The organism is Microbacterium sp. Beta (assembly GCF_005502545.1).
Taxonomy (GTDB): Bacteria; Actinomycetota; Actinomycetes; order Actinomycetales; family Microbacteriaceae; genus Microbacterium; species Microbacterium oxydans.
Map to the genome: position 1 here is coordinate 1 of NZ_SCOG01000033.1, position 23,161 is coordinate 23,161.

A 23,161-nucleotide genomic window follows, 5' to 3' on the forward strand; every position below is an offset into this window, starting at 1 on the left:
GCCCGGAACGGACCTCGCGCCCACGCCAGGCTGGCGGTGGCCCGGACCGAGTTCACCATGCCCGAATGGTGCTCGGCGGTCGCCTGAGGGGGCGGGGGCTTCCGTGCGCGAACGCGCAGCGGCGAAGCGATGAATGGGGAGACAGTCATGGGATTCCGTGTTGCCCGCAAGGACCGCACATCCGATGGCCTTCCGTCCGAGCGGCTCAGCCGCTGGCGGGGCCGCGCGAAGAAGCTGATCGGGGGCGCCGTCAGCACGGCGCTCGTCGCCTCGTCGATGGTCTTCATCGGTGGAACGCTGACCGCCGCTCCCGCGGCCGCGGCCGACCCGTTCCTCTGCACGCCGGGAGCGGTGTACGTGCAGAGCGCCACCGAGGTGCGCGAATTCGTCGTGAACGAGCAGGGCACACCCGGCAACGGTGGAACGCTCGGTGCCAGCACGCTCGGCGTCGACCACTCCAACAACGCCCTCGGCATCTCCTCGAACGGCCGCTACGCGTACACCGTCACCAACGCCGCCGGCACCAAGACCCTCGCCAAGCACGATCGCGTGACCGACACCACGACCCGCACCACGTTCTCGCTGAACTCGTCCGTGCTCCGCGGCGCCGTGCACCCGGTCACGGGTGTCTACTACTTCGCCAGCGGCACGGTGAACGGCGCCATCAACCTCTACGCGTGGGAAGAGAACGTCACCCCGCAGACCTTCGTCCAGGTCGGAACGCTCCGCCCGACCGCGGGCAGCAGTGCCTTCGGCGCGAACGGGGACATGGCGTTCAGCGCCTCGGGTCAGCTCGTGCTCGTGGCAGACAACTTCATCTACTCCTCCGACCTGCCCACCTCGCTCACCCCGAGCACCGCCACGATCGACGCCAAGCAGGTGCATGACATGGGCGCCGGCGTCCAGGGCAACGGCATCGCGTTCGGAAACCTCGGCCACATCTTCGTCTCGGTCTCGGGCGGCGGAAACCGCATCATCGAGGTCGACCTGCCCCGTGGCGAGACGGTCAACACGACGTCGCTCGGCACGTTCCAGCCCACCGACATGGCGAGCTGCACGTTCCCGAACACGCTCACGCTGAAGAAGGACCTCCCGGAGGGGCGCCACCTCGCCACGGATCAGTTCGCCCTGCGCGTGCAGTCGCCCGCCGGGTACCAGGTCCCCCAGACCGACGCCGTCACGCGCGGTGAGCGCACCGGACTGCAGCCCGACTACGCGGGCCCCGTGTTCACCAACCAGGGCGACGTGTTCCGACTGAGCGAGGCGGCATCCGGCACGACGGATCGTACGAGGTACGCCGAATCCCTCGACTGCGTGCAGGTCAATCCCGACGGTTCGACGGTGCCGGTCGCCGTGACGGCCGACGGTCAGGTGACTCAGCCCGCCGGATCGCTCGGCACCGACGTCACGTGCACGTTCACCAACGTGCGCCTCGCTCCGGATCTGGCACTGCGCAAGACCTCCGACCCCGCCCCGGGGGCGGCCGTGCACGCCGGCCAGCGCATCACCTACACGGTCGAGGCGGAGAACACCGGCAACACGCGTCTCGACCCCGTGCAGGTGGCCGACGACCTCTCCGGTGTGTTCACGTCTGCGACCTACCAGGGCGACATCGCCACGAAGATCGACGGAACGACCGTCACCTCCGGCGCCGCGACCGTCACCGGCGACGACCTCGCCTGGACCGGCGTGCTCGAGCCCGGACAGGTGGTCACCATCACCTATTCGGTGATCGTCGACGAGGGCGCAGAGGGAGAGCGGATCGCCAACAGCGTCACCGCCTCCGGCACCCCGCCGGGCACCCTTCCCCCGCCCACTCCGCCGACCGTCACGACCGAGCACCCCGTGGCGGGGTACACGGTGGTCAAGACGGCCGACCCGGCATCGGGCACCGTCGTTGAGCCCGGTCAGGTCATCACCTACACGGTCACCGGAACCAACACCGGCGCCACCGTCCTGAACCCGGCATCGATCGCCGACGACCTGTCGGGTGTGCTGGCTCACGCCGCCTACAACTCCGACATCGCGACCACCGTCGGCGGTGCCCCCGTGACCTCTGGGGCGGCGACGATCAACGGGAACGCCCTCTCCTGGACCGGCGCGCTGCAGCCGGGACAGGCCGTGACCATCACGTACTCCGTGACCGTCGGACCGGAGACCTCCGGCAAGATCCTGAAGAACACCGTCAGCGGCACGGCGACGCCGACCACCCCGAAGCCCGGTGACCCCGAGGGCCCGCAGGTGCCGGGAGAGCCGATCGTCCCGCCGACGACGACCACCGAGCACCCGGTCGTCGGCTCCGGCTTCACGATCAGCAAGTCCGCCGACCCCGCGTCGGGCACGGCCGTGTCCGCGGGCGACACCATCACGTACACCATCACCGGTACCAACACGGGTGACACCGACCTCGACCCGGCGAAGATCGTCGACGACCTGTCCGGTGTGCTCGACAGCGCCGCCTACAACGACGACGTCACCGCCGACCGCGGCTCCGTCGCCGTGTCCGGCACCACGCTCACCTGGACCGGCGCCGTTCCGCGCGGCGAGTCCGTCGTCATCCGCTACACCGTCACGGTCGACGCCGATGTCCAGAAGGCGCTGCTTCACAACACCGCCACCGGCACGGCCACGCCGCGCATCCCGGTCGACCCGAGCGACCCCGACGGTCCCACGACTCCTGGCACGCCGATCGTCCCTCCCGCCGTGGAGACGAACCACCCGGTGGTGGACACCGGCTTCGAGGTGACGAAGTCCGCCGATCCCGCCTCCGGCACCGCCGTGCGCGCGGGTGACACCATCACCTACACGATCTCCGGTGTCAACACGGGCAACACCGCACTCGACCCCGCGACGATCGTCGACGACCTGTCCGCCGTCCTGGCGCACGCACAGTACAACGGCGATGTGACGGCCTCCGCCGGCGCGGTCGCCGTCGTCGGCACGACGCTCACCTGGAACGGAGCGCTCGCACCCGGCACTCGCGTCGACATCACCTACACGGTGACGGTCGACGCCGATGCGACCGGCGTGCTGCTGCGCAACACCGTCACGGGTGAGGGCACCCCTCTCATCCCGACCGACCCGACCGACCCCGAGAGCCCGACCACGCCGGGCACCCCGGTGACGCCCCCGCCCTCCACCACGGAGCACCCGGTCGCCACCCCCGGTTTCACGGTGTCGAAGTCGGCCGACCCGGCGACGGGCACGCGTGTCGACCCTGGCAGCGTGATCACCTACACCGTCACGGGCACGAACACGGGCGACACCGTCCTCGATCCCGTCTCGATCGCCGATGACCTGCGCCCCGCGCTGGCTCACGCGGCCTACAACGACGACGTCTCGGCCAGCCGTGGCGACGCCCGCGTGGCCGACGGGGCGCTGTCCTGGAGCGGCACGCTGCGCCCCGGACAGAACGTGGTCATCACCTACTCGGTGACTGTCGACGCGAATGCGGGTGGCGAGACGATCGCCAACACCGTGACCGGCACGGCGACACCGCTGATCCCCACGGATCCGAGCGACCCGGAGAGCCCGACCACCCCTGGCACGCCGATCACGCCCCCGCCGGCGACCACCGAGCACCCGGTCAACCAGCCCGGATTCACGTTCGCCAAGACGGCCGACCCCGTCGCGGGAACGGCAGTGGACCCCGGCGACGTGATCACCTACACGCTGACCGGCGTGAACACCGGTCAGACGGTGCTCGACCCGGTCGCGATCGCGGACGACCTGTCAAAGGTGCTGCCCTACGCGTCCTACAACGAGGATGCCGCCGCGGTCGTCGCCGGAGCACCGGCAGGAGCAGTGGCGTTCGACGCCGCGAAGCTCAGCTGGTCGGGCGCCCTCGCGGTCGGTCAGACCGTCACCGTCACCTATTCCGTGACAGTGAAGGCCGAAGGCGTCGGCTCCGTGATCGAGAACAGTGCGACGGCGACGGCGACCCCGCCGGGAGGCGAGGAGATCACCCCGCCGCCCGGCACCACGACGAACGCCGTGAACGTGCCCGGATTCTCGGTGTCGAAGAGCGCCGACCCGGCAGCGGGCACGGCGGTCGACCCCGGCAGCGTCATCACGTACACCGTGACGGGCGTGAACACCGGCGAGACCGTGCTCGACCCCGTCGCCATCACGGACGACCTCTCCGGTGTGCTCGCGCACGCCGACTACAACGGCGATGCGACGGCCAGGATCGGGAACACTGAGGCGACGGCACCCGCCGTCACCGGTGAGCGTCTGTCCTGGACGGGCGCGCTCCAGATCGGCGAGACCGTCACGCTCACCTACACGGTGACAGTGAAGGCGGACGCCGGCGGCACCATCATCGAGAACTCGGCATCAGGCTCGGCGACCCCGCCGGGCGGCGTGCCGCCGATCGAGACGCCCCCGGCGACGACGGAGCACCCGGTCAACGAGCCCGGCTTCGAGCTGCGCAAGTCGGCCGATCCCGCCTCGGGCACCAGGGTCGACCCCGGCAGCGTCATCACCTACACGGTGACCGGCGTGAACACCGGTGAGACGGCGCTGGATCCCGTGCGCATCAGCGACGACCTGTCCGGCGTGCTCGACCACGCCGCCTACAACGGCGACGCGACGGCGACCGTGGTCGACGGATCCGCACCCGCTCCTGTCGTGAACGGCGACGAGCTCACCTGGACGGGTGCCCTCGCCATCGGGCAGCGCGTCACGATCACCTACTCGGTGACCGTGAACGGCGACGCGGGCGGTGCGACGATCGCGAACAAGGTCGCAGGTACCGCCACACCGCCTGGCGGCGGCGAGCTCACGCCTCCGCCCGTGACGACCGAGAACCCTGTCGGCACCCCCGGCTTCGCGTTCCTCAAGACCGCGAACCCGGGATCGGGCACGGCGGTCGCCACGGGAAGCACCGTCACGTACACGCTCGTCGGCACCAACACGGGCGAGACGGGGCTGGACGACGTCGTCATCACAGACGACCTCTCCGGAGTGCTGTCGCACGCCGATCTGAAGCCCGGTGCGACCGCGGTCGTCGGCGAGCGGACGGTGGCAGCACCCGTGGTCGACGGTACGCAGCTGCGCTGGACGGGCAGCCTCGCCGAGGGTGAGAGCGTGACGATCACCTACTCCGTGACCGTGCATGCGAACGCGGCGGGTGCGACTCTCCGTAACGCGGCTGTGGGCACGGCCACCCCTCCCGGCGGTGGGACGATCACGCCGCCGCCCAGCACGACCGAGAACCCGGTGCTGACGCCGCTCGCGCTCACCGGTGGAATCCTCGCGCCCTGGGTGCTGGGTCTTGCGATCGCTCTGCTGCTCTGCGGTGCCGTGCTGCTGATCCTGCGTCGACGCCGCTCCCAGGCCTGACGGTCATGAAAGAAGGCCCCGCCCGTCGAACTCGACGGGCGGGGCCTTCCGTGTCTTCCCCGGAAGGGTCTGCGCTTACTCCGGCAGGAGACCGTGACGCGCCGCCTGCTCCACCGCTTCGGTGCGGTCGTGCGCGCCGAGCTTGCGGTAGATGCTGCGGAGCTGTGTCTTGAGGGTGTTCTGCGAGACGCGCAGCTCCAGGGCGATCGCAGGAAGAGATGCGCCGGAGGTGAGGGCGCGCAGCACGACCTGCTCGCGTGACGACAGGCGGGGTCGGGTCGCGAATGACGGCAGCGCGGATCGCAGTGGGAACGTCCCACGGCCGGTCGGGTCGAGGTCGGCTCGCACCGTGCCGAAGTCCTCCGCGCTCAGCAGCACGAGGGGAGTGGTGAGGCCCCGATCGGCGAGTTGGGCGTTCAGCGCCTCGCTCGACGGTTGCGCGGCCGCCGGCGACACCCGGTGCAGGGCGGCGCTCTGCACTGCCGAGGCCTCTGCGCGTTCCCTGGCGTTCGTGGGGCGCAGGCGGGTCTGTCCCAGAAGCCGGACCACGTCGGCCGCCTTGCCGTCGATGAGGGCCAGGCGTGCCCGCTTCAGGACGGTCGCGAAGCGGTCGGGGATCGCATCTCGTTGCACCACGGCCTTGGCCGCGTTCACGTCGCCGAGGGCGAGATGGAGGAGGATCCGGGGGCGCGACAGTGCCTGGCGCACGTGCGGTGCACCGGCCTCCTTGCCCCGCAGACGCGCGAACGACTCCAGGCGCTCCAATCCCGCGGCGGCATCGCCCTCGTGCAGAGCGATCCATGCCTCGACGGAGGCCATCGTCGTCCAGTGCTCGCTGGTCGCGCGGTACGGCTCGAAGTACCTGATGTGCTGCTTCGCGGCAGCGAGATCGCCGTCCTCCACCGCCAGCATGGCCTCGGCCACACGGTAGAACGTGCCTCGATAGCTGTCGAGCAGCGCCGGGTCCCAGTCGCCGGCTCTGATCAGGGAGACGTAGTGCCTGGCCTCGGGGAGGTCTCCGTTCAGGGCGTGCACGCCGGCGAGGAGGCAGATGCCGTGGAAGGCGTTGCTGCCCCCGTGCGCGGCGGCGAGGGCGGTGGCCTGCTCCCAGAGGTGGATGGCCTCCTCCTGCTGCCCGCCGTAGTAGAGGGAGATACCCAGGTGCGTGCACAGCAGCGGCATGTCGCGGGCGTACTGCTGCCACTGCGATTCCGGGGTCTCGTTGAACAGGGCCAGAGATCGGGCTGCCACCTGTGCGGCGCGCTCAGGTCGTCCGATGGCGCGCAGCGACGCACTCTCGGCCGCCCAGATGAAGATCCGCTCCGTGGCCGAGAGCGTGGTCCGTCGGGCGTTCGCGGCCGCCACCGCGATGCGCAGCAGCTGGAGTCCGCGCTGGCGCCGCAGGCGGCTGGGCTTCAGGCACATCCCGAGCAGCATGGCCACCAGCGGCTCCTGCTTCAGCCGTGCCACCGGTACGTCGCCGAGCAGTTCGACGACACCGTTCCGATCTCGGTGCAGCAGTCGGTTCCACCCCGACATCGTGACGTGGGTCGCCAGACGCAGGTCGTCGCCCTCCACGGCGAGCCGCAGTCCTTCGAGGGGCAGGTCACGGCGCACGGCACCCTCCGCGGCGATACGCCTCAGCCCGGGGACCTCGTCCGGGAGGACTGCGCGGAGCTCGCGGCGCAGCATCCCGCGCGTCAGGGGCGTGAGCTCGAACGAGCTGCGGCCGTCGGCAGCCCAGCGGCCGAAACCGAACATCTCAGCCTGGTCCAGCGCCCTCACGATGTCCGGATCGCCGGTGAGCGCCGTGGCGAGCGGAACGTCGACGGAATCGGTGACGCTGATCCGGAGCATGCCTCGAAGCGCCTGCGGGTCGAAGCCGCACTCGGCGAGCCTGTCCTGCAGGTAGTCCTCGATCACCGTGGTGGCGGCTCGCAAGGACGCGGCATCCATGCCGGTCCCCCGCAGCGCCAGGGCGCGGATGAGCGCGGGGAATCCTCCTGTCGCCTCTCGTGTCGCAGCCGCCGTGTCCTCGTCGACGTCGAGCGCGCGACGGATCTCCTCATCATCGAACATGAGGTCTTCGGGAGCGACGAGCGTCGTGTCGATCAAGAGGTCGAGGCCCTCGCTGTCGAAGGGGCTCGGCCGATTCGTGGCGACGATCAGACGGGTGCGGGCAGCGGCACCGATGGCGCGACACAGCGCGAACGCGCCATCGCGCTCGACGGCGGCAGCATCGTCGAGCACCACGACCAGGTGGCCCTCAGCCTCGTGCAGGCGCGCGGCCACGGCGGCCCAGCCCTCGTCGCCGTCGTCCCGCCGGTCGGCTCCGGGCAGGACGCGCAGCAGCGCTCCGGCGAGTGCCTGACTCCTCGTGATCGCCGGCGTCACGGTCAGCCATACGACGTGGGCGGATGTGGTGGCCGCCCAGTCCACCAGGGCCGTGGTCTTGCCGGAGCCGGACGCCGAGCGGATGAGTGTGAGGGGCGTCTCGGTCTCGAACGCGGCGCTCAGTCGCGGACGCCTGATGGCGTGCGCCGATACTCGCGGTATATGTCCGTCCCCCTGCGCGACAAATGCCGACACCCCGTACCTCCCCAGGTCCCCCCCTCTACGATATGCCGAAATCCCGGACGGACAAGCGACGCCCGCCGGGACAGCGACGAACGCAGAGACGAGCGATGCCGGGCGAGGGGAGCGTGTCCGTGACCGTCAGCGGTGACCGTTCCGGCGCCAGGGCGCCGTGATCCGCGACCACAGGTTCGGAGCAGGGGCGCTCTCGTCCGAGGCGGAGGGAAGGGCGACGGCGAACTGCACGATCTCCTCGGCGCCGTGGTGCACGACACGGTACAGCGCGGTGCCGATGAGCACGCCGAGCGCGATCGACATGACCGAGACCAGCGCCGTGGTGAAGTCGGAGAGTCCACCGTCGGTCGCGACCGCCTCCGTGAGCCCGACGAGCCCGGCAGCCCCGGGGACCAGCAGCCAGAAGGCCGGGAGGAAGGTGAGCTGCGACGGTGCTCCGTGGCGGAGGGTCGCGATCCACAGCACGACGGGGGTCATCGCGACGGCGCCGACGAACCCGCCGACCGTCGCGCCCACGAACTCGGTGCCGGCCCACTGGCCCGTGTAGGCGACGACGAGCGCGAGAAGGACCCACCCGAAGGTCGATGGCGGCGCGGAGAAATGCAGATAGTTCCCGAGCGCGAACACGAGGATTCCGATGAGCGCCACCCACCACGGGAGCGGCGAGCCCCCGTCGAGAGCTTCGTACGAGGACGAGTCGACTCCCACGACGGTGCCGGCGGCGAGGATGCCGAACGCCAGCAGCGCCAGCTGCACGAAGCCGTAGACCAGGCGTGAGGCGCCGGAGATCATCTGCCCCGCTGCCAGCTCCACGGTGGCGCTCGTCAGCACGCCGCCGGGCAGGAAGGTGACCAGCGGGGCGATGAGCAGGCGGATCGGATCGCCGATCTCGATCACCTCGGCCAGGAGGAAGACCGCGGTGGCGCACACGAACGCCGCGACCACCGGCATGATCAGCTGCAGCGTCGGGGAGCGGACCAGCTTCAGCAATCCGATCAGCGCTCCGAGCACGAACGCGACGATCACGCCCTGCCACGTGGGGGCGAGCAGGAGAGAGCCCTGTCGTCAGCACCGCATGCCCGAACGTGCGGGTGATCCAGCCGAGCCGCGGGCGCATCGCGCCGATCTCGTTCAGGCGTCTGATGCCGTCGAGCGGGGTGACCGAGCCGGTCTTCGCCTGGGCGATCAGCTCGTACAGGGCGGCGATCTGATCGAAACGGAACGAGGCATTCGTCGCCGAGCGGATCGCGACGCGCGACTCATCGGACTCGCCGCTCTCGATGAGGATGATCGTCGGCAGCACCACGAAGTCGGCGTCGTCGCCCCCATAGGCCCTCGCCACCTCTGCGATGACGTCGCGGATGCGGTCGACCGACTCGGCGGAGGCGTTCATGCCCTGCGCCAGCCCCAGCAGGAACTGCCGGAGCGTCGCCCGGTCGAGGCCGTCGGTCATGTCGTGGCCGGCCGCTCGGCTCAGGTGAACAGGAACGAGAGCGGCACGCCGACGATGATCGCCACAGCCACGTAGATGAGGTTCGGCAGCTGGAACGAGTGGTCGAAGACGAACTTGCCCATCTTGGTCGTGCCCGTCTGGTCGAACGCGACGGTGGCCACCTGGCTGCCGTTGGCCGGCAGGGTGTAGATGCCCATCGCCGCCGGCCACAGGCCCACCAGGAGGGAGGCGGGGAGGCCGATCGTGATGCCGATCGGCACGATCGCGTTCGTCGCGCTCGACTGGCTCGTCGTGAGCATGGCGACCGCGAAGAGGGCGAGTGCGAACAGCAATGCACCGAGGAACGCCGACGAGCCGGAGACCACGGAGCCGAGGCCGTCGACGATGAGGGTCTGGTTCGCGGCGACGAAGGTGTTCGCCAGCCAGGCGATGCCGAACAGGGCGATCGCTCCGACGATACCGGCGGGAAACGTCGGCTGCTTGGGCACATCTGCTGCCTTGACCTTGCAGAAGACGAAGATCAGGGCGGCGATGATGCCCATCACGACCTCGATGATGACCGTGACGCTGAGGCGCACCGGATCGCCGGCGTCATCGGTCCCGATGACCGGACGCAGGTTCTCGAACAGGCCGAAGAGCACGATCACAGCGACGCCGGCGAGGAACAGCGAGGCCGAGAGCACCGCGGTGGGAGGCAGCTTTTTCTCGTGCGCGTCGGTCTCCGGCGGCTTGATCTGGTGATCGGCGAGGCGCTTCTGGAACTCGGGGTCGTCTTCCAGGTCTTTGCCGTGGCGCATCATCACGAGTGCCGCCACGAAGAGGCCGACGATGGAGGCGGGCCACATGATCAGCAGCAGTCCGCCGAGGTCGACGCCCTGCGGGGCGAGCAGCACCACCATCGAGGCGGTCGCGGCGGACACGGGAGAGCACAGGATGCCGACCTGCGAGGCCACGGCCGACACCGAGAGCGCCCGCTCCGGGCGGATCTTCTGCTGGTATGAGACGTCGTAGATGACCGGTAGCAGCGGGTAGAAGATGTTGCCCGTTCCGGCGCCGACGGTGAACAGGAACGACATCGCCGGGGCGAGGAAGACCACCGATCGGGGTCGGCGTCTGATCACCTTCGCCGCGACCGACACCATCCAGTCGATGCCGCCGGCCGCCTGCATGGTCGATGCCGCCGTGATGACCGTGATGACGATGAAGACCGCGTCGACCGGGGCGTTGCCCGGTGCTTCGCCGAAGACGAAGACGAGCACGGCGACGCCGACGAGCCCCCAGACGCCCAGACCGATCCCGCTCGTGCGGGTCCCCATGAAGATCGCGAGGATGACGACGATGAGTTCGGCGACGAGGATCCACACGTTGTCGTTCATGACGACGGTCCCTTCACGATGGGCGCAGCGCCTCTGAGCACCTCGGTGGGCAGCTCGGTCTCGACGATCTTCCCGCCTATGGCCTCCACGCGAAGGGCGAGGGCATCGTCGACCGGGCTCACCGCGGTGACGAACTCGGAGTTCTCGAAGTGCAGCGACTGCAGGTTGCCGACCGCGTACCCCGTCGAGAGCTCTCCGCTGAGCAGGGACGCGTGGAAGAGGGGACGCCGCTGGTCCTCGGCGTCGTAGTGCGGGCAGAAGCTGCCGTGCAGGAAGCCGAGTCCCTCCGGCAGCACCTGCAGGGTGGGTCCGTAGCTGTCGGTGGTCCCGCCCTCGAACCAGCAGATGCCTCCTGCACTGCCGCCCGTGAACACCACGTTCGAGTCGGGGTCCTCCCACATCTCGCGCATGATCTCGTCGAGGCCCTGGCGCTTCCACACGTCGAGCATGTTGGCGGTGTTGCCGCCGCCGACGTGGATCACGTCGAAGCCATTCACGAAACCGGCCAGGTCGTCGACCGCGCGGTGGAACAGGGGGAGGTGGTGCGGCGCGCACCTGTCGGAATCGTACGTGGAGTAGAAGCTCACGATGTAGGCGGAGTCGTCGCCGGTGGCCGTGCCGACGAAGAGGACTCTCGGTCTCTCCTTGCCGGTGAGGCCGAGGATGTAGTCGTGCGTCGGGTCGTTCCGACGCTCCATCATGGCCTTGCCGGCCCCGGTTGCCACCACGTGAGACATGCCCCCACCTCTCCGACTGCGAATGCGCTCAACCTAGTGCGGTGCCGAGCGTCGCGTCCAGCGGTCTTTCGTCCACCGCGGGTGAGGGCGTCCGCGAGGTCTAACCGCTCAGTCGAGCGGTGGCGACGAGTCCCTCGAGGAGTGCGAAGGTGCGTGCGCGCGGTGCTTGCGGGTGGATCCGGAGGCCGCGCGCGAGTTCCAGGGCGAGAGCCGCGTGACCCTCCGTGTTCGGGTGGAACGGGTCGTTCATCAGTCCCCACGGCACGGAGCCGGCGCCGAGCTCGGCGAAGCGGGCGTACTGGTCGATGAGGATCACGTCCTCACTCACGGCGACCTGGCGTACAGCTTCGGCGAATTCCCCGATGCGCGCCCGTTCCGGAGCGTTGCGGATGTCGATCGCCGGCGGTGTCTGCAGGACGGGGACGGCGCCGAGAGCACGCACGCGGGTGACGAAGTCGCGCAAGGACGCCGCGTAGTCGTCTGCCGTGATGACCTCGCGCGGCCCGCCGTCGGAGGCGTCGTTCGTGCCGATCATGAGGGTGACGACATCGGGCCGCCACGACGCGATGCGACGATCCCAGTCATCGAGCAGGTCGACGATGCGATTGCCGCTGATCGCGGTGTTGATCACCACATCGCGCACACGCTCCAGCTCGCCGCGGATCAGCTCGTGCAAGTGCTCCGGATAGCTGCGGCCGCCCTGCGTGTGCACCAGGCCGTGCGTGATCGAGACACCCGTGATCACCCAGTTCAGGGGCGCGGGATCCGCGAGTGCGGCGGAGATGCGGCGGAGGTCGGAGGCGGCGGATGCGGGGGCGGAGGGCTCGACGTTCGGCACGGCACCGAGCCTAGCGATTCGTGCGCGGATGAGGCGCATCGAGCGGTAGAGGCCGCAAGACATGATTCTTAGGAACTCGCGTAATGGATGTCGTGAATGGCTGTCCTGTTCGACAGGGTCCGGTTGGGCAATGAGTACGGCGAGGAGCCGTCGCCCCGGGCAGCGGGATCCCACCCTGCCGCCCCTTCTCCAGAACCGGTCCCCCGTGCGGCGGGCCCCCTTCCCCTCCGGCCCGCCGCACACCTCCCATGAAGCCCGCAGCACGTCCGGGCTTCGAACGTATTCCGGAACGTCGATATACACTCCCCGTTCTCCGCCGAGAAACACCCGCCGAACGCGTACTGTCGGTGCGGATCCGAGCCGTCGTCGTGGACACTCCAGGTGAACAGCCCACCGTCGTGCAACCCGCTTCCGGCGTGATGCCGTGATGTCCGGTGCGCTGCTTGGACATCTTCACGGTGCCGTTTGTCGGATTCCTCAGTTCTGGCGAGCTGGTCGTAGTGCCCCAGCGGTTACTGCGTCTCGTTCTCGAAGTGGCCGATGCGTGATCGGTCGCTCTTTGTCACCGGAGGAATCATGTTGAACGACCTGCCACAACCGCGGACGTCGTGGGGGCGACGTCCGACCCGACGCGGCACCGCGATCATCGCCCTGCTCGCCGGACTCGTCGGCCTGGCCGTCGCGCCACTGCCGGCATCCGCAGCGCCGCCCTATACGACGGAGGCGACGCTCTCTTCGATGCAGTTCACGGAAAGCACCATACAGAGCGGCACGAAGGCCGAGCTGACCGGTGCCTGGTCCCTGCCGGACAACCCGTCCGCGCCCGCGGGGTTCGTCGTGGACCTGCCGAACGGCCTTCAGGGGCTCGAAGACGCGTTCCCGCTCCTCGACGCCAACGGCGCGACGGTCGGCGACTGTGTGACGACGCAGACGCAACTCACCTGCGATTTCGACAGCGCCTACCTTTCGACTCATCCGATCGGCCTCTCCGGGAGCTTCTCCTTCTGGGCGACCGTCACGACCGAGGTGACCCAGCAGACCAGCGTGGACTACGACTTCGGGACTGTCAGGGCCACCGTCGATGTGACGCCGCCTGCCTCCCCGTGCTCGCAGAACTGCTCGTTCCCAGGGCGTCCGAACTCGAAGGGCGGTGAGTACGACAACGCCACGGATACCATCGTCTGGGAGGTCGCTGTAGGAGCTGGGCCCGGTGGCATGACAGGCGGGCAGACCGTGGTCGTCGAAGACCTGCTGGGGGCCGACCAGGTTCTCATCCCTGAAGCGGCCAACGGCGAGAAGTACCCTGCGCTCTGGGCGACGAACACGTTGGAGACGCTCGCGAACGGCTATCAGGTTCCGGGCCCGTTCACGCGACTGCCGAGCAGCGACTACACGGTGTCGGCCGACGGCACCACGGTCACGTTCGTCGCGAGCCAGGGGTACTTCTACAACGTCGAGTACCTGTCGAAGGTCACAGACGGGGGCGCAGCGGGAACGTACACGAATGAGGCCGAGGTCACCGTCGGCACCGAGAAGACCTCGCCCACCACCGCGCAGGTCACGCGGCACGGCGGTTCGGGAACGGGCAGCGGCACATCGGTCGGTGCGTTCTCCATATCGAAGCGTCTGCTCGGCGATACAGCGAACCTTGACGACCTGACCTATCACGGCACGTACAAGGTCACCCCGCCCGGACGCCCTGCCGTCACCGGTGAGTTCGCCGTACAGGCGGGGAGCACGTGGACCAGCCCGATGTTCCCGGCAGGAAGCGCGGTCGAGCTCTCCGAATCGCTCGGCGGACTCCCCGCGAACCTCGATTGGGCCGAGCCGCAGTTCTCGCCGCAGAGCTTCGTCATCGGTGCAGGTTCCACGTCGGCGGTGTCTCTGAGCAACACGGCGACCCTGCGGACGCAGTCCTTCTCCGCGCTGAAGACGCTCGCCGGAGAATCGGCAGCCACCGCAACGGTCCCTGCCGACTCTCGGTACGTGATCGAGTACTCCTATCCGGCCGGGCCGGGTTTCTCCGCAGGCTCGGGTGAGCTCACTCTCATCGCCGGTACTCCCGTCACGAGCCCGGCGCTTCCTGTGGGGGCCGACGTCACGATCCGTGAGCGCTCTCCGAACACGGTCGACGGCATCACCTGGGGCGCTCCCCGCATCAGCCCGGAGCGGTTCACGGTCCAAGATCAGACGGTCGCGGTGTCGGTGATCAATCCCGTGACGGCGACCACTCCGCCGCCGAAGTCGCCCGCTACCCCGTCGGGCCTCGCCTCCACGGGCATCGACGCGGCGACGTCGATGGTGCTGCTCGCGGTGCTGCTGTTGGGCACGGGAGCGAGCTTGGTCGTCGGTCGACGGTTCCGCTCGCGTCGCTAGACCGACATCCGGGTGCGGCGTTGACCTCGTCGGGCCCTGATGTCTCACCCGGGCCGGGGCGTAGAGCCCCGGCCCGGTAGTTCCATGGGGGAGGGATCACCATGACCGACGATCACACAGCCATAGCCCACGAGAGGGACGTGGAGCTTCTGGCGCGCACGCGGGCGGGCGACTCGCGTGCGTATGCCGAACTCTGGCAACGGTACGCACCGACCGCCAGAGCGGTCGCTCGCACGTACTGGTGGTCGGCGGATTCTGACGATCTCGTCGCGGAGTCCTTCACCCGCATCTACCAAGCGATCCAGTCGGGGAAGGGCCCGACGGCTGCTTTCAAGCCGTACCTGTACGCCACGATGCGCAACCTCGCCATCAGCTGGGCGCGGTCTCGCCGTGAGGTTCCGATCGAGCACATCGAGTCGGTGGAGGATCCCCGCACCACGGAAAGCGCGGCTGACGCCGACTTCGATGCCTCGTTGGTCTCGAGGGCGATCCTGGCGCTTCCGTCGCGATGGCAGGAGGTTCTCTGGTTCGCCGAAGTCGAGAACCTCTCGATGCATGAGATAGGGCAGCGGTTGGGTCTCACCGAGCGAGCAGCCGCGGTGCTCGCTTTCCGTGCCAGGGAAGGCCTGCGTCAAGCCTGGATCGCCGCCCACCTCTCGATGGCACCGCCCGCCTCGAAGGACTGCCATTGGACGCTGGGCAAGCTCGGAGCCCATGCTCGTCGCCGCCTGACCGAACGCGATGCCGATCGCCTCGAGGTGCACCTTTCGCAGTGCGGGGAGTGTCGGGCCAGATCGCACGAAGCGAAGCAGGCCGGCTCGAGGATGCTCTCGGTCCTGTTCCCCGGTGGTATCGCTATCGGAGCCGGTCTGTCCGCCGGGGGCGCTCTCGGTTCGGACGGGGCATCCGCGAGCGCCGCACCGATGCCCGTCACCGTGGCCCTCCCCGCAGCCGGCCTGGCGGCAACGTCGTCGACCTTCGGTGGAGTCTTCGCCGTCGCACTCGCGACTCTCGTGGTCGGGGTCATCGCCTCGGCCGGGAGCATCTTCAGCGCAGGGCTGTCCGTTCCCGCGGCAGAGCCCGCTGCGGGCGTCGTGGCTTCCGTCCCGCCGACCGCTTCACCGACCCCTCGTGTCGTTCCGAGTGCCACTGCGGAGCCGACGCCCGTCGAGAGCACTCCCGCCCCTACGCCCGAGGGCCCGCCCGCGCAGGCGAACCCCCCGAAGCCGGAGCCTCCCGTGGTCGTTGCTCCACCACAGATCGCCGTGCCCCCGGCCCCGGTGATCGTGGACATCCCCACCCAGGTCTCACGTACCGAGGTGTTCTCGGCGTCCATCCGATGCGAGGCGGGTGCGGACATCACGGTCACCGTGTACGACCTCACCATCGCTGCCGGCGTGTGTTCCAGCGACGCCGCGTGGCAGGCGAGCCTCGATGTCGCCGCGTTCGCCGGGCCGTCGGGGAGCACCATCAGCATCGTCGTCGCGCAGTCCAACGCCGCCGGCGTCTCCGACACCGCATCTGCGGAGGTCGTCATCGTGGATTGATTCCCATCGTTTTCGTAATGCGAGACGTGGTCTCCCGTCTCGTTCCTGTCCGGCGCCTTCATCGACGCACGGACCCCAAGTCTGGAGTGAGGAATCTAACGTCATGTGGAAAAGAACTGGCGCCTTCATGCTCGGCATGCTGCTCGCCATGGGAACCATCGCAGCGGTCGCAGCGCCCGCAACGGCCGCCACGGCAGCGTCCGCGTCGATCGTCGGCCCCAAGGTCGGCACTTTCGTGCTCGCGGATGGCACCGTCGCGACTGCGACGATCTCCGCTGCGGGCGGCCGCATCTTCGGCGGTGCGGGTCAGACGCTGGGGGCGTGGAGCGGTGCCGATGCGATGTACGCCGATGGGGTCTCCGCGAAGGTCCTGCCCGCGCTGAACATCCACTCCAGCCAGAACTGCGGGAGTGCCAAGCGGTGCGGTGAAGGCCAGCTCACCATCGAGTTCGATCGCCCCGTCGACGACCCGGCGATCCATATCGCGGAGTTCGGAGCGGGGAACGGAGGAGTGGGGAACGGGTGGTCGGCAGCCGACGGATTCCGTTTCGCTTCCGCCGACGGCGGAGCCACCGCGGCGGTCGTCTCCGCGGGAGCGACCTTCACCGACGGCGGCGAAGGCTACTTCCGCGGGGACGTGAAGATCAACTGCGCATCCGCGGATCGGCCGGGCGGATGCGGGAGCTTCACCGTCCCCGGAACGAAGATCACCCGCATCGTGTTCGATACGGCCCGTTTCGCGCTCAGTCCCGTTCAGACGGCCGGGCTCGACGGCTACGCCTTCGCGGTCACCGCGACGGCGACCCCGGAGACACCGGACCCCCTCTCGGCACTTTCGGTGTCCAAGGTCGTGGATCGGGCCGCCGCCGTGCCCGGCGATGAGCTGGACTACACGATCACCGTGCGGAACACCGGCGCGGCGGATGCACGTGACGTCGCGGTGAGAGACGCTCTCCCCTCGGGCCTCACCCGTGTCAGCGCCGACCACGAAGGACGAGTCGAAGGCTCGGGCGTGATGTGGACGATCGACACCATCCCGGCCGGTGACCGGGTACAGCTTCACGTGACGGGCACCGTCGATCGCTCCGTCGGGGCTACGACTCTCGAGAATCGGGTGGTGGCGCAGAATTCGGGTGAAGCCCCCGTCGGCACGCCTGCACCCACATACTCCACACCGTGCACGGACGATCCAGCGGCTGCCTGCGCTCTCACGGTCGTGACGGCGCTCCCGGCGCTCTCACTGTCGAAGACGGTGGACAAGCAGGTCGCCGGTCACGGGGAGGCTCTCTCATACACGCTGGTCGTCGCGAACTCCGGCTCGGCCACTGCGTTCGATGTCCCTGTCATCGATCAGCTTCCTGCACAGCTGGACCGGGTCTCCGCCGACCAGGGCGGTGTCGTCGCCGACGGCGCTGTTCGCTGGACCGTGCCGGAGATCCCGGCCGGTGGAGCGGTCGAGCTACGCGTGACCGGCGAGGCTCCCGGCGGTGTGGAAGAGGCGCGGCTGGTGAATCGTGCCACCGTCGAGAACCCTGCGGGGGCGCCGGCAGGGGCTCCCGAGCCGACCATCCTCACCCCGTGTCCCGACGATGTCCGGCACGCCTGCGCGATGACTCTGGTCTCTGCACTCGCATCGCTCGAGATCGACAAGACGGTGAAGCAGCGCTCGGCGCAGGCGGGCGCCGTCCTGGACTACACGATCACGGTGACCAACCGGGGCCCGGGAGCAGCGACGCAGATTCCGGTCGTCGACGACCTGCCGGATGGAGCGAAGTTCGTCGCGGCATCAACGGGCGGCATCGCCGTGAAAGACAGAGTGGGCTGGCTCGTCCCCGAGATCCCTCCCGGGCAGAGCGTGACGATGACGCTGCGGGTGCAGGCGCCCCGGAGTGCCAAGGGTGAGGTGACCAACCGCGCAACTGTCGCGTACGACCAGACGATGGTCGATGCCCTGCGCTCGTCTGCGAAGAAGGCGGGGATCGAGCTTCCCGCGACTGCGCCTGACTTGCCCGCGCTGCCACCCCTCACCGCCGCGCACGCCTGCGAAGAGGGAAGCGACTGGTCTTGCGCCGTGACCGTCATCATCGAACCCGCCCCGGCGGGACTGGCGCAGACCGGGGCGACCTTCGCGCTCGCCATCCCGGCGTTCCTCCTCCTCGGTGGAGGAGCCCTGCTGTTGCTCCTCGGCGCGCGCCGCAGGTCTCGGACCTGATCGAGCGGTATCGCGCCTGACCACACCACCCATCCAGAGAAAGAGAAACTCACACGTGAAGAGATCATCCTTCCGCCGAAGCGCCCTGGCCGGCGGCCTGCTCGCAGCCCTTGCGATCGGGTCCCTCGCAGCCGCGCCGGCGGCCACAGCGGCCGACATCAACGGCTGGACCGGCTCGGGAGACACGCGCTCCGCCTCCGCGGCCGGAGCCACGGCCACCATCACCGTCACCGACCAGATGCAGGTCAAGAGCTCGGGCGGCGCGGTAGACCTGGCCACTGTCCGCAACGGCGGTGAACTGGGCCTCAACGTGATCGGCCTCAACGAGGGTTACCCGTGCAAGAACGGGGTCGAGTGTGTTCGCGGCTCCGTCGTGATCAACTTCGGGCAGCCTGTGACGAACCCGAAGATCAAGCTCGGAAACCTCGGAGGCGATGTCTACTCGCTCGCTGGGATCGTGCGCAGCTCTGCGAAGTACACCCTGAAGACGCCGGGGGTCAGTCTGAGCTCGGTCGGCGGCAATCTCGACGTCACCGGCACCACGATCACCTCCACCGACTTCGGCGCGAAGAACGGCACCGTGCGGGTCAACGGTACGGTCTCGAAGGTCGAGTTCCAGATCACGATGCGCTCGCAGGGCGCGTTCCTCGGACTGGTGCCGAAGTGGACCAAGGTCCCCAGCGACCTGCACAGCATCGATCTCGACGTGAATCCGCCGGCGAAGCCGGTGCTGACGGTGGACAAGAACGATCATCGAGACGCAGCACTCATCGGTGATCAGCTCTCCTACGACATCGTCGTGAAGAACACCGGCAATGCTCCGGCCGCGAACGTCGTCATCAGTGATGAACTGCCTGCTGGCCTCGTCCCGGTCTCGGCGGCCTACGCAGCCGGTACGACGGGCCAGGCCACGATCACGGGGCAGCGCATCGCAGGCACGATTCCGACCCTCGCCGCTGGCGCCACGGCGACGCTGACCGTCAAGGCCACCGTCGGCGCCTCGACGCCGATCGGGACCTTGCGCAACAAGGCGTGCGCCGTGGCGACGTCGTCGAACACGGCATGCGACGAGGACGACACCATCATCAGCAAGCCCACGACTCCCCGCCTGACGATCGACAAGGATGACCGCCAGGGCGAGGTCTCGCTCGGACAGGCGCTCGCCTACGACATCGTCGTGAAGAACACCGGCGATGGCACGGCGCAGAATGTCGTGGTCAGCGACCCGCTTCCCAGCGGGCTCGACTTCGTGTCCGGAAGCGGGCCCGCGGGGACCGCGGTGACCGCCACAGGGCGCACGGTGACCGCGAACCTCGGTGCCCTGGCTCCTGGGCAATCGGTGACGCTCACGGTGAACGCCAAGGTCAACCAGTCTGCGGCACCCGGTGCGCTGAGGAACGAGGCGTGTGTCGTCGGATCGAACGCGTCGAAGGCGTGTGACGACGACATCGACACGGTCAAGCGGGAGTTCTTCCAGTACACGTTCAACTACACGCCGACCAACCCGGCGCCCGGCGACCGGGTCACGTACCGGATGGAGTTCGCGAACAACGGCAACGTCGCGTCAGCGAACGCCGAGATCGCCTACGGTATCGACGAGATCCTGGACGACTCCTCGTGGAGCTCCGCGAGCGTCGCGGCTTCCCGCGGCACCGTGACCGTCAGCGGCACCGACATCGACTGGAAGGGACCGCTGGGCATCGGGGAGACGGCCGTGATCACCTTCACCGGTGTATGGAACGGCGACGGGGATGCCCTCGCCTTCCCGGGTGTCACCTACTACGGCAGCGCTCGCTAAAGACGGGGAGGAGACAGCAAGGAGAGGGTCGCCCGAGAGGCGGCCCTCTCCTTGCTGTCTCCCACAGCCGAACGCCGTCTCCGATGAATCATGTTTCGGCATCCTGGAATGCAGCGTCGACCGCGCTGCCCCTGGGATGAGGCCTGTGTGACGGTTGTGCTATCCCGCGAACGGTGTGTTCGCGGGCAGAGAAAGGACATCATCATGAAGCACTCATCAATTCGCCAAGGCGCGCTGAGCGTGGGGCTGACCACGCTGGCATTCGTTGCCTTCTCCGCGGCTCCGGTCGCCGCGGCGGACGACACGGCGAATCGGGACCGCAGGCTGCCACGTCGGCATGCCTGTCCTTCCAGTACACGTTCAACTCGAGCCCCACGAACCCGCTTCCGGGCCAGGCCGTCACCTACCAGATGGAGTTCATCAACCACGGCGCCATCGACTCGACGAAGAGCAGGATCGACTTCAGTACCGCCGGGATCCTCGACGACGGGACGCTGAGCCCGTCCACTCTCAGTGCGACTCGTGGCGATGTCGCCATCGAAGGTGCGGAGATCACGTGGAACGGTCCCCTCGCGTCGGGTGAGAAGGTGACGATCACCTTCGATGCCGTCTGGAAGGGACAAGGTGACGGCCTCCCTCTTGCGTCGGTGGGGTACTACGGCTACGACTTCTAGCCTCCGATCCATCCGCTCCTGGCTCGAATTCTCTCCTTCTGCGTAATCAATCGAGCTGCGCGGAGTTACAGGTGGGTGAGTGAGCGTGCACAGCCCAAGCTGCGCCATGGTTCGTTCCCGCCTTTCCGAGGCTGCTCCGAGGCGCGAGATCGGACGGACGTCGACTGCACTCACCTAGGCCGAAGGCCCTGTCCGGGCCCGAGGATCAGAGAAAGGTAGTCACCATGAAGATCAAGACAAGTCGGACAGGGCTCGGCATCGCTGTCGGCAGCCTGCTGTTGGGCGGCATTCTCAGCACCACGGTGCCGATGGCCGCCGCCGCCGATCAGTTCGCGCCGACGTCCCTCGGCCCCGTCGGCGTGCAGCCGAGGGGGTACTACGGGGCGGGGACGCAGACTCCCGCTCGGGATGTTTCGATCGCACCAGGCGCCCAGTACACCGAAGGGGCGACGGTCCTCTTGCGCTACGACGAGCAGCAGACAGGCGTGAAATACCGGGTGGTGATGCCGGTACCGGCAGGTTCCACCTTCGTCTCCGCCGATCGTGGCGGCGTCTACGACGCGGCCGCGAACACCGTGACGTGGACCTTCGACGGCAAGACTCCGGAGGAAGCGGCGCCGGCGACTCAGGAGCGGATGGACTTCGTCGCGACGTTCCGCGCCCCCGATGGATCGGCCACCCCTGTCCCGTCGCAGACCATCACGAATGCGGCGACGCAACAGGTCATGGGCGGAGCCTTCACCGAGTGGCGCGATCAGTTCACGTACACCTACAACCACGTGCTCGCTCCGCAGGCCGGCACCTCTGCGGACCTGGGCATCGCGAAGGATGTCGACAAGCCCAAGGCCGCTGTCGGTGACACCGTGACATACACGCTGAAGGTCACGAACAACGGCCCGGCGGATGTGCCGAGCTACACCGTCACCGACGGGCTTCCGGCCGGAATCGACACGTGGGCGACCAGCACCGCCGGTGCCGCGATCTCCGGCGGGAAGCTGCAGTTCGACGGCGGATCGCTGGCCGTGGGCGAATCCAAGACCGTGACCCTGACCGGCGTGGTGCGTGCTCCTGGCGTCACGATCGAGAACATCGCGACCGTGAAGTCGGGGACCACCGACAGCGACCCGTCGAACAACACGGACAACGCGATCGTCGAAGTCCCGACGAAGGAGAGCCCTGTCCCGCTCGCAGGCTTCGCCGGTGCCGCGATCCTCGCAGGCGCAGCGGGCATGCTCGCCGCGCTCCGACGTAAGGCGAGGGCATAGCTCCATCGACGGAGCGGGTCCCGGGCCTCACCGGGGGTCCGGACCCGCTCTTCGGATGGGCAACGATAACGACGCCGTCGCGCTCTCCCTCGAGGGAGCGAGAGCTGCGAGGGAAGGACGCGCGCTAGACATGGAGGGTCGCAGGTGCTGAAGCTTGATTATCGACGGGGACTCGAAGCAGCGGTGGGCGGCGGGAGACGCGAGGCGGGAACGGTGCTCGCGATCGGGGCTCATCCTGACGATGTGGAGTTGGGATGCGGGGCCACGCTTGCTCGACACATCGCTGCAGGTCACCGGGTCGTGGTTCTGGTCGTGGCGGACGGTGCGCGGGGGAGCGGGGCGGATGCGCAGGTGCGGTACCGCGAGCAGTCCGCCGCGGCGGCAGCACTCGGAGTGGAGCTGGAGTGGCTCGGGCTGCCGGACGGCCGAGCCGGCGATTCCCCTGAACAATTGATCGCTTCGATCGAACAGGTCGTCAGGAGAGTCCACCCCGTGGTCGTTTACACACACAGTCCGCATGACTCGCACCAAGATCACCGAGCCACCGCGCAGGCGGCTGTGTCGGCGTGCCGAGATGTCGCGCGATTGCTGCACTTCGAGTCGCCGTCGACGACCGGCTTCGCTCCGACCGTCTTCACTGACGTCGCAGGGTTCGTCGGTGCGAAGCTGGCAGCCTTGAGGGCGCACGCCAGTCAGGTTGCGCACAGCCGCCGGGTAGATCTCGAAGCAGTCGAGGCGCTGATGCGCTATCGAGGATTCCAGGGTGGCATCACCTACGCCGAGAGCTTCGTCCCGTTTCGCTTCGTCTGGAATGTCGAGCAAGCGGAGAAATCGATGGCGGATGCGGCCGAGACCTGGACGGAGATCGCGTTGTGATCTCGGCCGCGCTGGCGGCGGCCGAGTCCCTCCCCGCGCTCCGGCGAGACGGGCCCCCCTTCCGACAATCTCCCTCG

At 68.5% G+C, this 23,161-nt stretch carries 14 protein-coding genes; 9 read left to right on the forward strand and 5 right to left on the reverse strand.

Going from position 1 to position 23,161, the window contains the following annotated elements; all coding sequences use genetic code 11:
- Window positions 1–147: 147 nt before the first annotated feature.
- Window positions 148–5,343 (forward strand): isopeptide-forming domain-containing fimbrial protein, encoded by a 5,196-nt coding sequence (locus tag FFS56_RS19120; protein ID WP_127011503.1) that lies wholly within the window; start codon window positions 148–150, stop codon window positions 5,341–5,343.
- A 75-nt stretch (window positions 5,344–5,418) separates the two neighbouring features.
- Here FFS56_RS19120 and FFS56_RS19125 read toward each other — a convergent pair whose 3' ends face one another.
- Both FFS56_RS19125 and FFS56_RS19130 read right to left on the reverse strand, forming a co-directional pair.
- The gene (locus FFS56_RS19125) at window positions 5,419–7,932 is read right to left on the reverse strand and encodes a LuxR C-terminal-related transcriptional regulator (RefSeq protein ID WP_137772295.1); all 2,514 of its coding nucleotides are present in this window, start codon (window positions 7,930–7,932) and stop codon (window positions 5,419–5,421) included.
- Between the two features lie 126 nt (window positions 7,933–8,058).
- Window positions 8,059–8,958, reverse strand: coding sequence for a threonine/serine exporter family protein (locus FFS56_RS19130; protein ID WP_164734060.1), 900 nt, complete (start codon window positions 8,956–8,958; stop codon window positions 8,059–8,061).
- Window positions 8,959–9,007: 49 nt separating this feature from the next.
- Between FFS56_RS19130 and FFS56_RS20995 the strand changes: the two genes are divergently transcribed.
- Window positions 9,008–9,460: a hypothetical protein gene (locus FFS56_RS20995; RefSeq protein ID WP_349290500.1), complete on the forward strand. Its 453-nt coding sequence runs from the start codon at window positions 9,008–9,010 to the stop codon at window positions 9,458–9,460.
- Here FFS56_RS20995 and FFS56_RS19140 read toward each other — a convergent pair.
- The 3 genes from FFS56_RS19140 to FFS56_RS19150 all read right to left on the reverse strand — a co-directional run bounded on the left by FFS56_RS19140 (window position 9,406) and on the right by FFS56_RS19150 (window position 12,336).
- Window positions 9,406–10,761 carry an anaerobic C4-dicarboxylate transporter family protein gene (locus FFS56_RS19140; RefSeq protein WP_058633065.1) on the reverse strand — a complete coding sequence of 452 codons (1,356 nt, stop codon included), beginning with the start codon at window positions 10,759–10,761 and terminating at the stop codon, window positions 9,406–9,408. The genes FFS56_RS20995 and FFS56_RS19140 overlap by 55 nt on opposite strands.
- Window positions 10,758–11,498, reverse strand: a complete 741-nt coding sequence (locus tag FFS56_RS19145; protein ID WP_046748121.1) for a peptidase E — start codon at window positions 11,496–11,498, stop codon at window positions 10,758–10,760. Before FFS56_RS19145 ends, FFS56_RS19140 begins: the two co-directional genes overlap by 4 nt.
- A 100-nt stretch (window positions 11,499–11,598) precedes the next feature.
- On the reverse strand, window positions 11,599–12,336 hold the full coding sequence (locus FFS56_RS19150) for a GDSL-type esterase/lipase family protein (RefSeq protein ID WP_137772294.1): 738 nt from the start codon (window positions 12,334–12,336) through the stop codon (window positions 11,599–11,601).
- A gap of 576 nt (window positions 12,337–12,912) precedes the next feature.
- Between FFS56_RS19150 and FFS56_RS19155 the strand changes: the two genes are divergently transcribed.
- The 7 genes from FFS56_RS19155 (at window position 12,913) to FFS56_RS19185 (ending at window position 23,084) form a co-directional block, all read left to right on the forward strand.
- On the forward strand, window positions 12,913–14,712 hold the full coding sequence (locus tag FFS56_RS19155) for a DUF5979 domain-containing protein (protein ID WP_164734061.1): 1,800 nt from the start codon (window positions 12,913–12,915) through the stop codon (window positions 14,710–14,712).
- Between the two features lie 101 nt (window positions 14,713–14,813).
- Window positions 14,814–16,259: a sigma-70 family RNA polymerase sigma factor gene (locus FFS56_RS19160; protein WP_127011508.1), complete on the forward strand. Its 1,446-nt coding sequence runs from the start codon at window positions 14,814–14,816 to the stop codon at window positions 16,257–16,259.
- A 103-nt stretch (window positions 16,260–16,362) separates the two neighbouring features.
- Complete coding sequence (locus tag FFS56_RS19165) at window positions 16,363–18,471, forward strand: DUF11 domain-containing protein (protein ID WP_164734062.1); 2,109 nt, start codon at window positions 16,363–16,365, stop codon at window positions 18,469–18,471.
- Between the two features lie 55 nt (window positions 18,472–18,526).
- Window positions 18,527–20,269: a DUF11 domain-containing protein gene (locus FFS56_RS19170; RefSeq protein ID WP_127011510.1), complete on the forward strand. Its 1,743-nt coding sequence runs from the start codon at window positions 18,527–18,529 to the stop codon at window positions 20,267–20,269.
- A gap of 410 nt (window positions 20,270–20,679) precedes the next feature.
- Window positions 20,680–20,943 carry a hypothetical protein gene (locus tag FFS56_RS19175; protein WP_127011511.1) on the forward strand — a complete coding sequence of 88 codons (264 nt, stop codon included), beginning with the start codon at window positions 20,680–20,682 and terminating at the stop codon, window positions 20,941–20,943.
- A 224-nt stretch (window positions 20,944–21,167) separates the two neighbouring features.
- Entirely contained in the window at window positions 21,168–22,208 is a 1,041-nt protein-coding gene (locus tag FFS56_RS19180; protein WP_127011512.1) for a DUF11 domain-containing protein, read from the forward strand.
- A gap of 213 nt (window positions 22,209–22,421) precedes the next feature.
- Entirely contained in the window at window positions 22,422–23,084 is a 663-nt protein-coding gene (locus FFS56_RS19185) for a PIG-L deacetylase family protein (protein WP_164734063.1), read from the forward strand.
- Window positions 23,085–23,161 lie beyond the last annotated feature (77 nt).